The organism is Pseudomarimonas arenosa (assembly GCF_014841215.1).
Taxonomy (GTDB): domain Bacteria; phylum Pseudomonadota; class Gammaproteobacteria; order Xanthomonadales; family Xanthomonadaceae; genus Pseudomarimonas; species Pseudomarimonas arenosa.
Genome location: NZ_JACYTR010000083.1, coordinates 1 through 13,487 on the forward strand (window position 1 = coordinate 1; position 13,487 = coordinate 13,487).

The 13,487-nt window shown below is 63.0% G+C and carries 12 protein-coding genes; 7 read left to right on the plus strand and 5 right to left on the minus strand.

Going from position 1 to position 13,487, the window contains the following annotated elements; translation table 11 throughout:
• The first annotated feature begins 300 nt into the window (after positions 1–300).
• A complete protein-coding gene (locus IFO71_RS20310; RefSeq protein ID WP_192031518.1) occupies positions 301–798 on the plus strand; it encodes a DUF2314 domain-containing protein in 498 nt (165 codons plus the stop codon).
• A 76-nt stretch (positions 799–874) separates the two neighbouring features.
• Here the strand turns inward: IFO71_RS20310 and IFO71_RS20315 are convergent, their stop codons facing one another.
• Positions 875–2,113: a GNAT family N-acetyltransferase gene (locus IFO71_RS20315; protein WP_192031519.1), complete on the minus strand. Its 1,239-nt coding sequence runs from the start codon at positions 2,111–2,113 to the stop codon at positions 875–877.
• 1,000 nt (positions 2,114–3,113) lie between these two features.
• Here IFO71_RS20315 and IFO71_RS20320 point away from each other — a divergent pair.
• Positions 3,114–3,905, plus strand: coding sequence for a class I SAM-dependent methyltransferase (locus tag IFO71_RS20320; protein ID WP_192031520.1), 792 nt, complete (start codon positions 3,114–3,116; stop codon positions 3,903–3,905).
• Positions 3,906–3,917: 12 nt separating this feature from the next.
• The gene (locus IFO71_RS20325; RefSeq protein ID WP_192031521.1) at positions 3,918–4,733 is read left to right on the plus strand and encodes an endo alpha-1,4 polygalactosaminidase; all 816 of its coding nucleotides are present in this window, start codon (positions 3,918–3,920) and stop codon (positions 4,731–4,733) included.
• 198 nt (positions 4,734–4,931) lie between these two features.
• Here IFO71_RS20325 and IFO71_RS20330 read toward each other — a convergent pair whose 3' ends face one another.
• The 4 genes from IFO71_RS20330 to IFO71_RS20345 form a co-directional block, all read right to left on the minus strand.
• Positions 4,932–5,582, minus strand: coding sequence for a lysoplasmalogenase (locus tag IFO71_RS20330; protein ID WP_192031529.1), 651 nt, complete (start codon positions 5,580–5,582; stop codon positions 4,932–4,934).
• 459 nt (positions 5,583–6,041) lie between these two features.
• Entirely contained in the window at positions 6,042–6,869 is an 828-nt protein-coding gene (locus tag IFO71_RS20335) for a hypothetical protein (RefSeq protein ID WP_225444822.1), read from the minus strand.
• A complete protein-coding gene (locus tag IFO71_RS20340) occupies positions 6,829–7,287 on the minus strand; it encodes a YiaA/YiaB family inner membrane protein (RefSeq protein WP_192031523.1) in 459 nt (152 codons plus the stop codon). Before IFO71_RS20340 ends, IFO71_RS20335 begins: the two co-directional genes overlap by 41 nt.
• A gap of 83 nt (positions 7,288–7,370) precedes the next feature.
• Positions 7,371–8,555, minus strand: a complete 1,185-nt coding sequence (locus IFO71_RS20345; protein WP_192031524.1) for a toxic anion resistance protein — start codon at positions 8,553–8,555, stop codon at positions 7,371–7,373.
• 449 nt (positions 8,556–9,004) lie between these two features.
• On the opposite strand from IFO71_RS20345, the gene IFO71_RS20350 reads away from it, so the two are divergent.
• From IFO71_RS20350 to IFO71_RS20365, 4 genes are read left to right on the plus strand one after another with little or no spacing between them, the layout of a single operon-like run.
• A complete protein-coding gene (locus IFO71_RS20350) occupies positions 9,005–10,237 on the plus strand; it encodes an efflux RND transporter periplasmic adaptor subunit (RefSeq protein ID WP_192031525.1) in 1,233 nt (410 codons plus the stop codon).
• 54 nt (positions 10,238–10,291) lie between these two features.
• Positions 10,292–10,981: an ABC transporter ATP-binding protein gene (locus IFO71_RS20355; protein ID WP_192031526.1), complete on the plus strand. Its 690-nt coding sequence runs from the start codon at positions 10,292–10,294 to the stop codon at positions 10,979–10,981.
• 10 nt (positions 10,982–10,991) lie between these two features.
• Positions 10,992–12,149 carry an ABC transporter permease gene (locus tag IFO71_RS20360; protein ID WP_192031527.1) on the plus strand — a complete coding sequence of 386 codons (1,158 nt, stop codon included), beginning with the start codon at positions 10,992–10,994 and terminating at the stop codon, positions 12,147–12,149.
• Positions 12,150–12,162: 13 nt separating this feature from the next.
• Entirely contained in the window at positions 12,163–13,344 is a 1,182-nt protein-coding gene (locus IFO71_RS20365; RefSeq protein ID WP_192031528.1) for an ABC transporter permease, read from the plus strand.
• Positions 13,345–13,487: the final 143 nt, after the last annotated feature.

Sequence of the window (13,487 nt, forward strand, 5' to 3'; positions counted from 1 at the left end):
CGCAAAGGACCTCAGGGCGAATGCCCTGCGTAGCCGCGCAGCGGCCGAATGAGGGCCGTGCCAGCGCCGAAAGATCGCCAACACTCTGTTATCTCAACACCATCGGTCGAAACTCTCGCCCCGTTTGGAATCGCCAGATCTTTCGGCGCGACCTCATGAAATATCCGGGCTAGGGGGTCCGCAGGCGAGCTGAGCATCGGTGCGAACGGCGGTGATTGCTGCGATCGGCATGGATTGGCCTCGGTTGTCTTCGCCGGCCAATCGCTCAACAATGGAAAGGCAAACACCTGGAACAACAGAATGCTCTTGACTACTGCCGTGCTGGTGCTGCTGGTCAGCCTGCTGCTTTATTGGTGGCTGGTGGCACGCAATCGTCCAGCGATTGCACCACTGGCGATCGATCAGGATGATCCCTTGATGACCGAGGCGATCGCCCAGGCACGGGCCGGGCTGGGTCAGTTCCGGCGCCTGCTGGATGAACACCCCAGGGCCGGCAGCGTCAAGCTGCCTTTCGACAGCAATTCGGGTGAGACCGAGTTCATCTGGGCTGAAGTGAAGTTGATCGAGGACGATCAGGTCGAGGTGCTGTACAGCACGCCACCGGTCAGCCACTCAGGGCGTATAGAGCGCCAGCAGCGTCATCCGCTGTCGGATATCGTCGATTGGGTGGTGGAACTGCCCGGTGGCATGCGTCGCGGCGGCTACACCATGCGGGTAATGTTTCAACGCGCACGTGAGCAGTGGGGCAAGCTTCCGGCGGAACTGCAGGCTGAAGAAGAGAAGTATCTGTGGTCGTAGAAGACTGCTTAAATGAGTAGTTAAGCAGTCTGCTTGGTGAACTATGCGCTGCCGGCCCTGCTGCCGACAGCAACGCTCAATCTTCAATCACCGCCGTGGCCGAGAACGGGTTGCGCTCCGGTGCTTCGTCATGCTCGATGCTGCCGATAACGCCGCGCAACAGCTTGTTCAGTACCGGCTGTCGATGCCGAACCCATATGTTGAGGGGCTCGGGCTTGGCGCCGAGCACGGCCTTGGGCTCCAGCGCCGTACGACCAAGCGACAGCGACTTTGCCGTCAGCGCAATGCTGTCTTCAATGGTCTGTTGCAGCAGACGCAGGTACAGCGGGTACTGCAGGGCGGCCTCACGATCAAAGCCGATGTGGTAGCCGATGGCGGTATCGGCATCATCGAGCAGGGTGACCACAAAGCCGAGCAGCTCGCTATCGCGGCGCAACACGGCAAAGCGAACGCGCTCGCCTCCGACCGCCGCAAGCGCAGGCCAGTAATCGGCGTTCAGGGTCACCGGGCGGATATCGGCATTGTCATGCACCGCCAGATACAACGCCTGTACGCGCTGCTTGATCGATTCCACATCGGTCGCATGCTCGACGACAATTCCGGCCTGTTCGACCGGTTTCAGCACCCGCGAACGCACATTCTTGCGGTACTTGGCACTGAGCGCGGTGAGGTAGTCTTCGTAGCAGGTCCAGCGCGGCGACAGCTTTAACACCATATTGGGCTCGGTGGCCAAGGCCCGATAGCCCAGATCATGCAGAATGCGACTTTGCTGCAACTCGCCCTGCAGCAGATCCTTGATCAGGATGAAGTCGGTGCTGCCGCTGTGCTTTTCGGCGCGGCGAATCCGGTAGGCGGCCTCGGCTATGGCGTGCCACACGTCCTGGGCAGCCTGCTCCTGCGGCACGATGCTGATGCCGTGGCTGCCATAGCTGAGCTGGTTACCGATCATCAACACCCGCGCCGACACCCGCTCGATCATCGACTGGGTCAGCTTGCTGGTGGCCTTGCGCAGGCCACTGGCAGGCTGTTCGCGCCGCAGGCGGTCGCCGCTGATCGCCAGCCACTGAAAGCTTAGCGCCGCGATCGGCCGCTCGTCGCGATACACCATGGCATAGCGCGGATCGAGATTGGCCGGCCGCACTCGCTCCAGCATCCGGTGATAGGCGCGCGAACAAAGCAGTCCGCGATGCTCGGTGACTGCATCCCAATGCGCCGGATTGAGCTGATCGATGCGCTCGGCCAGTGCCAGTCGCAGTGGGATCGGCTGCTTGCGCAGGCGGACGCGGTCAACGGCAGCTCGCAGGGGACGGATCATGGTCGCATGAGCTCAGGTGGGGTGGGGCCAGCTTAGCACTGGGCTCGGCCGCTGCATCGGTCGCGATATCGGCCTGAGTGACAGGTATCGGTCGCAGATCGCTGGCCCAGCGCAAAGCCGTAGCGCGCCCTGAGCTTGTCGACTTCGACGAGCTCAGCCAACGCAACGGCTAATCGAGACGTTGCGAGGTTGGAGCATGCAGCGCCCCGAATCCCGCCGCGCCGGGTTGCAGATCTCTCGAGTCGTGACGAATAAGCCCCTCTCTCCTCACGGAGTGAGGTTGGGGAGAGTCGGCTCAAGCCCTTCGCCATTTCGCCCCCTCTCCCCCAGCCCCTCTCCCGCCAGGGGAGAGGGGAGCGAGGTGCGGCGTTGGGGAATCGATACGTTGCGGCGTTGACTCGTGCAGAGGCTCGGCAGGATGTCGGTGCCCCCTTCCACGGCTTGGTCACCGCAAAGTCGTGGCGCGCCCTGAGCTTGTCGACTTCGACGAGCTCAGCCAACGCAACGGCTAATCGAGACGTTGCGAGGTTGGAGCATGCAGCGCCCCGAATCCCGCCGCGCCGGGTTGCGGATCTCTCGAGTCGTGACGAATGAGCCCCTCTCTCCTCACGGAGTGAGGTTGGGGAGAGTCGGCTCAAGCCCTTCGCCATTTCGCCCCCTCTCCCCCAACCCCTCTCCCGCCAGGGGAGAGGGGAGCGAGGTGCGGCGTTTGGGAATCGATACGTTGCGGCGTTGACTCGTGGTGCCCCGGCCCTCCCCGATGTTCGGAGAGGGCCGGGGTGGGGTTAGGGAGCCGATCTTTGCCTGCCCAGGGGCCTCGCATAGCGAGGTTCCTGGGTAGGGGTTGGGGAGCGGGGGCTAAGCCCGGAATGACTCTGGGTGAATCAGCCAGGGCCTCGAGGCTTGCGCCCGGAATGTATATCCACAAACCACTTGTTATGGTCGTGGACGGAGCTGAATTGCTATCCTTCCTGCCCCCATCCCCCAGCCGAGCCTGGACATGAACAGCGCGCCGCAACAAGACTATTTCGCCATGAACCAGTCCGCCTGGGATCGACGCGCCGAAGTGCACTTCGGTTCGAAGTTCTACGACGTAGAGGGCTTTCTGGCCGGCAACAGTTCTCTGCGTGAGATCGAACGGGCCGAACTCAGCGATGTTGCCGGCCGCCGGTTGTTGCATCTGCAGTGCCATTTCGGCCTCGATACTCTGAGCTGGGCTCGGCTAGGTGCCAAGGCCACTGGCGTGGATCTGTCGCCGGTGGCTATCGCCAGGGCGCGTGAGCTGGCCGCGCGCACCGGTCTTAACGCGGGCTTCGTCTGCAGCAATGTACTGGACTTTGATCGCGGCGATGCCGAACCGTTCGACATCGTCTTTACCTCCTACGGGGCGGTCTGCTGGCTGCCCGATATCCGCGCCTGGGCCGAGGTGGTAAGTCGCAATCTGGCCAGCGGCGGTTGCTTCTATATGGTCGAATTTCACCCGATCTATGACCTGATCAGCGGCTACTCCTACTTCACCCGCAATGAACCGGACATCGAGGAAGGTGACAGTTACACCGAGAATGGCCAGCAGGCGCAGACCCGATCGGCAGTCTGGTCGCATCCGATCAGCGCGGTGACCTCGGCCCTGATCGAACAAGGCATCGAGATTGAAGCCATGCGGGAGTACCCGTTCAGCCCTTACAACTGCTTCAAGGGCATGCAGGAGCGCGAACCGGGTCGGTTCTATCTGCAGCACCTGGGTCAGGACGTGCCCCTGGTGTACAGTCTGCGCGGGCGCAAGCGCCACTGATTGGGCCCGGCGATGCTTCGCCTCGTCTCATTCGGACTGCTCGGCCTATTGGTCAGCACGGCCAGTCAGGCAAACTGCGTGTTCAGGAACGGCTTTGAGTCGAACGACTCAGATTGCCTGGCCGACCTGGTTCTGCCACCCGGCACCTCCTGGCAATGGCAGCTCAGCGGCACGCTCGATACCGGCTTTGACGTTGACATGTACGACGTCGACCTGGTGGAAACCTCGCAGGCCAGCATCAACCAATTGAAAGCCGCCGGACGCAAGGTGATCTGCTACTTCAGCGCCGGCAGCTGGGAATCCTACCGACCGGATGCCGATGCCTTTCCGGCCGGGGTCAAGGGTAGCCAGCTCGACCCCCCGTTCAGCGATGAGCTATGGCTGGATATTCGTCAGCTCGATGTACTCGGGCCGATCATGGGCGCGCGCCTCGATCTGGCGGTCAGCAAGGGCTGCTTCGGCGTCGAGCCCGACAACGTCGATGGTTACAGCAATAGCAGCGGTTTTCCGCTCAGCGCCGCTGACCAGTTGGCCTACAACCGCTGGCTGGCGCAACAGGCACATGCACGCGGGCTGTCGGTCGGACTGAAGAACGACCTCGATCAGGTCGAGGCCTTGGTCAACGATTTCGATTGGGCGCTGAACGAGCAATGCTTCGAATATGACGAATGCGAATTGCTGACGCCGTTTATTGACGCCGGCAAGGCAGTATTCGGTGTTGAGTATCATCTGCCCAGCAGCAGTTTCTGCCCGCAGGCCAATGCGATGAATTTCGATTGGCTGAAGAAGAATATTGAGCTTGATGCGTTTCGTGAAAGTTGTCGCTGATACAACGTCCCCACGGCCTTGGCGTGGAGTGCTCGGCTTCGCTGTGCTCAGCACCCGCCTGCGTTCGGATTCGTGCCGGCCCTAACAGGCTGCTGAAATGAGTCTCAGCAGCCTGCTAGGTCGCTGCGCGTGATGAGTCCATCTGCGGATTGCCTATCGGACTACGACCTTGACGGCTGGGTCGGCGCTACCGTCTGTTCAGCGTGAGCGGACCGAGGTAGCCACCGAAAGCGCAATCAACCACTGCGCCAACCAATAGCTAAGCAGATTGGCCAAGCGGCCAGCCTCGAATGGGTCAACGAAGCGATTCCAGGCCAGGATCGCGTCGGATAACACGAAGCTGGCGCCACCGATCGCCGCCAGCGCCGTGAGCCGATCACGACGGCGCCACCAGACCGCCGTCGCCTGCGCCGCCATGGCGGCCAATGCCGCGACATACAGCAGCACCGGCGCGCGCAGCAGGCTGGGCAGATAGGGCCACAGGATCCAAACGATCGGCGCAGCGATCAATGCATAGAGCAAGAAAGGCCAAAGATGACCAACCCAGGGTGCGCGCAGTCGGAAGGCAAACAGATAGCCGACATGCGCCAGCAAGAAGCTGACCAGGCCGTGCAGAAACCAGTCACCAGGCAGCATCAGGAACACATCGCCCAGGCAGGACAGCAACAAGCCAATCAGAATGACCCGCTGGTAGCCGCGCTCCACGGTCTGGGCCCGCCATGCCCAGACAGCGATCAGCAGGGTCGTCGCCGGCTTGAAGATCCAGTGCAGCCAGTCGAGGGCGAGGTAATGGCCGGCGATGGCCAGGGTGGCCGACAGTGTGATCCAGAACGTGTAGACCAACGGCATGTTCAAGGGTGCGCTCGCTCGGGGGCATCGATCGCGACCTTAGCCAATAAGTCGGCGGGACGAAAGAGCGTTTGGCGCATGCTGGGTCCGCCAAGGCTGGCTGTGCGAACCTCCGATCCGACGTTCAGCTAGTCACCGTGGTATTTGCGCAGCCGATCGACCTGATTGGCCGGGGCAAGCATCTGTTTGGCCGCGCGCACGCCGTCCAGGGTGCGTGGCTCAACCCAGGCCTGAGCGGATTCCGCCACCAGCGCTCAGCGCAGGCGATCGCCATGCCGCCGCCGACGCTATGCCCGAACAGGCTGTAGCGTTGCAGAGCAGAGTGCTCGCGTACGCAGCAAAACGAACGCTGCGGCTCGGCGTGGATGAAGTCGAACGGCTGCGGCCCTGGGGCCATTGAGCCAATGATCGGAGACTTACAGGTCGACCAGACTTCCGCATGACACACGGGTAGGCCATTCAGTTCGAATCCCGGCGTACCGCCTTGCTGGAAAGGAAGCGCTGCTGGCGCAGCAGGGCCTGCTGCGCGCCGCTCCCGTTCTGTTGCAAGCACCGCTGCAGCTGCTGCGCAATCAGGTCGAGCTGCTGATTCAACAGCTCGTCGGCCGATTCCTTGCAGCCTGCGATGGCGCTCCCTCGCTCGGCTCGGGGGATGGCCAGATAGGCGGACAAGGAATCGGGCAGGTAGCGTCGCAGCGCTTCTGTCACGTAGCAGCGGTCTTCCATGCTGAGCGATCCTTCGTCCGGTGCCCTGACATATCGATGCAGCAGCTCAACGACGGATTGTTTGATTTCGCGCAGACGTTGAGCGTGTCGCGGCTGCAGCTCGGCCGCCGTACGCTGCAGCAGACGATCCAGGCGCTGCAGTAGCTCGCTGTCGAGCCAGGCGTAGCGCTCAGTCCGAGCCCGCTCTTTCGATGCCGATATCCTGCTGCGGATTCGCCACAGCCAGAGCAGACCAAGCAAGGTAAGTCCGCTCGCCAGTGGCCATCCTGCGCCCAGCAGGCACACGCATGACGATGCGGGAAGGATCAGCGTCCCCAGCGGGTGGCGCTGCGGCCAGCGGGCCCGGCCCAACTGGCCTTGCAGTGGCGCACCCAGTTGATAGCGGGCTCGGGCCTTGAGCGCGCGCCGTTGTACCTGTGGTCCGTCGATCGGCGGCGCCTGCGGCCGGCGCTGCAGACGTCGACTCACCGGGCCTTGGGCCACCACATAGCGAGGAGTTCCACGCTGCATGGCCGATGACCTACAGCACACCCGGTTCCAGCGCGGAACCTGCGCTGCCATTGCTGCGCTCAACCAGGCCGGCTTCGTGCTCGTCGCGGATCATCTTGGCCAGGGTGAACGTGCTGCTGACCAGAAATAGCCAACTGACCGCCATATAGCCCTTCTGCCAGCTGGAAATGCTCATCCGCCACAGGCCCCAGGCGGTGAGTGCCACGGCCGCAGCGAAGGCGGCCCAGACCAGCATTACCCAGGCCGCGGTATCGACCTGTTCATCGCGGTTGTCGCGCACCATCTTGGCCAGGGAGAAGCTGGCGAACAGACAGAAGAAGAAGCCGATGGCGAGAAAGGCGCGGTCGAGTTGTTCGCTCGGCAGCTGCAGCACGCCGATCGCGCTGGCCAGCGTGGCGATGCCGAAAGACAGCCAGACCTGGATGCGCCAGGAGGACGTGTCGCGTTGAACTACATAGTGCGTGGTCATGCTGATTCTCCATCGGATAGGTAGGCATCGGTCTCTCCGGCCCGCTGCGAAGGGCTGCAGTTCGTTTCAGTTTCCAGGCTTCATCACACCGCCACCGGCCCGGCCAGCGCCTGGCGCCACTCAGCTTCCTGGCGCAGATTTTGTTGCCGCTGCACGTGGCGCTCGGCCTGTTCAAGCTGAGCACGCAGGTTCGCGTTGTTCTGGCGCATGCTTTCGATCGCGCTGCTGCGGAATTCGTCCAATGCATCCATGGCGGCAAAGGTTTGCTCAAACATGGAGTTGAGGGCTTCCATACCGAGCATCGGCTGCTGCCCAAAGGCCGCGCTGCGTTCGATGTGCTGGCCTAGTTGCTGACCGCTTTGTGCCACCAGCTGCTCGATGCTGCCGTTCAACTGCTCCAGGGTGTTCATGACCCGGATCTGGTTGCCGCTGGCGCGGGCGACGGTCTGGGCGACCGCCAGCGCGCTGATGCCGGTGGTGGCCACGCGGTTGCAGCCGTTGATCATTTCACGCGCAGTTTTCTTCAGCAGCTCCAGCGCCAGGTATCCATTCACACACACCGCCTGCTGCACCAACATGTCTTGCAGGTTCTGCCGCACCGGGTACAACACCTCCTGTTCCAGCGCACGACTGCGTTGTCTGTCGCTGGATTGCAGGGCTTGCACCCGATGCTCAAGCCGGGCATCCAGGGTCTCGGCAAAATGCATCGCCGCCTGGAGCTTCTGCATCAGCTCCCACAACCGAGCTCGCGTCGTCTCCAGCTCAAGCAGATCGCGCTGCATGTCATCGCGGGCAGCGTACAGCTGCTGCATCGCCGTGTTCAGCTGGACGGCCGCGGCCTGAAAGCGACGAAAGTAGCGCTGCAGGCGGGTACCAAAGGGCAGCAAGCCCAACAGCCGGTGCGGCTGCGACAGGTCACCCTGCCGTCCGGGGTTCAGCCGGTCGAGCTGCTCGCGCATGTCCTGAATAGCCTGGAATACCGGCCCATCTTCGATGCCGACAAAATCCTGCTGCAACATGCGACCCTGCATCAGGGTAGTGGCCAGGGCGATCTCCTCGCGCCCCAGGGCGAAAGCGCTGTCCAGTCGTCCGCGAAACGCTTCGCTATGCAGGTCTTCGTTCAATAATCCGGCAATGAATCGCTCAACCTGATCTTCCACCGCCGAGCGGGTACCTTCGTTCAGCGGAACGGTATGCTCTGGTGCTGGCCCTGTGGGGCTGGTCAGTGTGTTCTGTCGCTCGGAGTCGTGCTGTGGATGGTCTTGCATAGCGGCACTCCCGCCCGTGTGTTGACACCACTTTCTGCGTGGCCGGCGCGATGCCGCAACAGAAATCACCGAGGTAGAACGCAGCCGACGCCGGCGGTATCTGAATTTGATACTTCGCCCAGGCCAGGGAACCTGTCTGACTTGAGGCGGGTCGACCGGCGGCGGGCAGGTTAATGAGTTCTTAACGCAACGATCGTTCGGTGGCTTGTTCAGCCCTTCCGTGGGGCGAGGACTGGTTAACCCGGTCGGCAACTCCGAGGCCCTGGAGAAGTGCAGCAACGACCAGCCCGGCGGTGGACCTCGGAGCGAATGCCCCCTGTTCGACGCGCTGCTCGAAACTCTTCTTGGCCACAACAAAGTGACAACTGTCACTTACCCAGCGTCACAAATTGAGCCACTCTGGATCGAGACTCGTATCATGCCCCGGTCACCGAGCACACGAAACGGCAATGAACCAACCCGATCTGTTAGGACAACTGCGCATCGAACGCGAAGCCCGTCATGACGCAGCGCCCCCGCGCGGCGGCGTGCCGTGGTGGGCGGTACTGCTGATCATCGCCCTGGGCGGCGGCGCCTGGTGGCTGTTTGGTCGCACTGCGCCAGCGGTATTGGTAAGCACGGCAAAGGCCCAGGAAGCAGCGCGGGCACCCGTGGCCAGCTCGGTGCTGGATGCCTCCGGCTATGTGGTGGCGCGACGCCAGGCCACGGTGTCGTCGAAGATCACTGGCAAGGTGGTCAGTGTGTTGATCGAGGAGGGCATGCGGGTCGAGGAAGGCCAGGTGCTGGCCACCCTGGACGACACCCAGGCCCGCTCCCAGCTGGCCTTGTCGGCAGCGCAGCTGGCCAGCGCGCGATCGCAGCAGGCCGAGATTGAGGCCGGCCTGCGTCAGGCCCGGGCCGATCTCACCCGACAGCAGGAACTGCATCAGCGCCGGCTCGGCACGGCCGCACAGCTGGACGCCGCCCAGGCCGCGGCCGATACCCTGGCTGCGCGGCTGATCAGTCAGCGACGCCAGATCGAGGTCGCCGAGCAAGCTCTGGCGCTGTCGCAAGTAGCGGTCGATGACACTGTGGTGCGCGCGCCGTTTGCCGGCGTAGTGATCGCCAAAGCGGCTCAGCCGGGTGAAATGATCTCCCCGGTCAGCGCTGGCGGCGGCTTTACCCGCACCGGCATTGGCACCATCGTCGACATGGACTCACTGGAAGTGGAAGTCGATGTCAATGAGGCCTTTATCGGTCGTGTGCAGCAGGACATGGCCATTGAGGCGACCCTCAACGCCTACCCCGACTGGAAGATTCCCGGCAATGTGATCGCGGTGATTCCCACCGCCGATCGCAGCAAGGCCACGGTGCGCGTTCGCGTATCACTGGCCTCCGATGACGCCCGTATCGTGCCGGAGATGGGCGTGCGGGTGCGCTTTCTCGAGCCGCGCGATGACAGCGCACCGGCGCCGACCCAGCTCAGCGGCGTGCTGGTGCCGACCTCGGCACTGCTGGAGGCGAATGGCCAAACGCGAGTCTTCGTGATCGAGAATGGCCGTGCGGCACTGCGCGAGGTGCAGGCCGCAGCCACCCTGGGCGGCTTTCGCAATGTCACCGCCGGGCTGAGCGCCGGACAGACCGTGGTGATCGATCCGCCGCCAGAGCTGATCGATGGCTCGCCGGTCAGCACCGCCCAGTAGCTCATCGTTCCACCTTTGCAATCTCGCACTGTCCCCCATCCAAGAGTGCCCGCCATGTCCGAAGCGCTGATCAAGATCAACAATGTCGTCAAGCACTATGTCCGCGGCAAGCAGAAGGTAGAAGTGCTGCACGGCATCACCCTGGAGATTCCGAAAGGTGATTTCGTCGCCCTGATGGGCCCCTCAGGCTCGGGCAAGACCACCTTGCTGAATCTGATCGGCGGGCTTGACCAGCCCAACGGCGGTGAGATTCGAATCGATGGCCAGCGCATCGATCAGTTGGGCAGCGGCGAGCTGTCGCGCTGGCGAGCGCGCCATGTCGGCTTCGTGTTTCAGTTCTACAACCTGCTGCCGGTACTGAACGCGGAACGCAATGTTGAGTTGCCCCTGCTGCTGCACAAGATGAGTGGCAGCGAACGCCTGCAGCGAGCGCGGCTGGCGCTGGAAATCGTCGGCCTGAAGGATCGCGCCGGCCACAAGCCACGCGAACTCTCCGGCGGCCAGGAGCAGCGTGTAGCGATTGCCCGCGCCCTGGTGTCCGATCCAACCCTGCTGGTCTGCGATGAACCGACCGGCGATCTCGACCGCAGCACGGCCGACGAGATTCTGACCCTGCTGCAGCGGCTGAACCGCGAGCACGGCAAGACCATCGTCATGGTTACCCACGATCCGAAAGCCGCCGAGTTTGCCAATCGCACCGTGCACCTGGACAAGGGCACCCTGTTGAACGGCGCCGGCGAGTAAGGAGGCGAGCATGCGCTACTTCCGACTTGTTTGGGCCAGCCTTTGGCGCAAGAAGACCCGCGCCATCCTCACCCTGCTCTCACTGATCAGCGCCTTTCTGCTGTTTGGCCTGCTGCAGGCACTGGGCGTGTTCTTCACCGCCGGCGCCGATTTTGTCGGTGCCTCGCGGCTGATCGTGCAATCGCGGGTGTCGTTCACCCAGTCGCTACCGATGAGCATGCTGCCGGAGATCGAGTCGATTCCCGGTGTTAAGGCGATCAACCATGATCAATGGTTCGGCGGCATGTACGGCGAGAACCAGCAGGTGTTCACCTTTGCCACCGATCCGGCGCGGCTGCGCGTGGTGTATCCAGAGTGGGTGCTGAGCGATGAGGAATGGAAGGCCTTCGAAACCACCCGCACCGGTGCCATTGTCGGCCGCAAGGTGGCCGAGCAATATGGCTTCAAGGTCGGCCAGAAGCTGCCGCTGAAGTCGAATATCTTTCCGCAGAAGGACGGCTCGATGGCCTGGAGCTTCGATATCGTCGGCATCTACGACGGCATCGATCAGGCCTGGCAGGCGCAGACTCAAGGGGTCTACATCCACTCGGCCTACTTCAACGAAGCCAATCAGTTCGGTCCGATGGCCGGCACCTTCACCGTGCTGCTGGATGATGTCGATCAGGCCAATGCCGTGGCCCAGGCGATCGATGCCCGCTTCTTGAATTCGCCAAACGAAACCAAGACTCAAAGCGAGAAGGACTTCAACAAGGGCTTCTTCGCCCAGATCGGCGATATCGGCCTGATCGTGCAGCTGATCCTGATGGCGGTGTTCTTCACCATCCTTCTACTGACCGGCAACACCATGGCACAGGCGGTACGCGAGCGCATTCCGGAACTCGCGGTGCTCAAAACACTGGGTTTCAGCGATGCCAAGGTGACCGCCCTGGTGCTGGTTGAGGCACTGTTCCTGTGCATGCTGGGCGGCCTGATCGGCATGGGCCTGGCAGCGCTGATGATTACCGGGCTGGCGCAGGCTGCACCGGGCTTCTTTGGCGCCGTGCGGGCCAATGAAACGGTGTGGATGCAGGCCTTGCTGGCGATGTTCGTACTGGCGCTGGCGGTGGGCCTGCCACCGGCGTTGAAGGCCGGCCGCATCCGCATTGTTGATGCGCTGGCTGGCCGTTAAGGAGAATCGAGCCATGTTGATGCAGATCTTCCAAGTCATCCTGCTCAATCTGAAGACCATCCCGGAGCGGGTCGGCGCCTCACTGGTGATCGTGGTCGGTATCGCTGGCGTGGTCGGGGTGTTCACCGCCCTGTTTGCCATGGCCGGCGGTATCGATTCGACCCTGCAGGCCAGCGGCGAGCGCGACAACGCCCTGGTCATGCGCGGCGGCTCGCAGGCCGAACTTAACAGCTCGATGAGTCGTGAGACTTACGAGATCATCGGTCAGGCGCCGGGCGTGCGCAAGAATGCCGAAGGCGAGCCGGTCACCTCGGGCGAGATCATCGTGATTGCCGAGCTGCCAAAGAAGGGCAGCACGCTGGGCGCCAATATCACCCTGCGTGGCATCGGCGCCGCCGGCCTCACCTTGCGGCCCAAGCTGAAGATCATCGAAGGTCGACAGTACACCCCGGGTCTGCAGGAACTGCTGGTTGGCAAGGGCGCGGCCGAGCAATTCAGCGGCCTTGAGGTTGGCAATGTGGTGCGGCTGCGCGGCGCCGACTGGACGGTGGTCGGCATCTTCGAGAGTGGCGATGCCTTCGACAGCGAGATCTTCACCGATCTGGCCACCGCGCAAACCGCCTGGTCGCGCGGCAGCAGCCTGTCGGTGACCCTGGTCGGTCTGGAGTCGGAAGACAGTCTGGCCGCCTTCGATGCGGCCTTGAAGGCCGACCCGCGACTCAGCGTCGATGCTCAGCGACAAAGCGATTACTACAGCGCGCAAACCGGCAGCGCCAGCGGCGGCGTGCGCATTCTCGGCGGCGCGGTGGCGATCATCATGGGCCTGGGCGCGATCTTTGCCGCCCTTAACACCATGTATGCCTCGGTATCCGGCCGCACGCGGGAAATCGCCACCCTGCGCGCGATCGGGTTTGGCCCACTGCCGGTGGTCAGTTCGGTACTGGCCGAATCGATGTTGCTGGCAGTCTGCGGCGGCCTGATCGGTGCCCTGGTGGCCTATGTGTTCTTCAACGGCATGTCCGTCTCGACCCTGGGCAATAGCACCTTTACCCAGCTGGTATTCAATTTCCAGGTCACCCCGGCCCTGGTCATGCGCGGCATGATCCTGGCCCTGGCGGTGGGCTTCTTCGGCGGCCTGCTGCCCGCCCTGCGCGCCGCGCGGATGCCGGTGACCACGGCCTTGCGCGAGGCGTAGGGGGCGAGCCTTGCAGCTCGTAGGGTGGGCCTATGGCCCACCGGCGCAAGCTTGGACGTCGGCGCAAAGTTTGAACGTTACGACGGTGGGCGACACGCCCACCCTACGTCCGCTCCGCCTTGCAGCTCGTAGGGTGGGCCTAT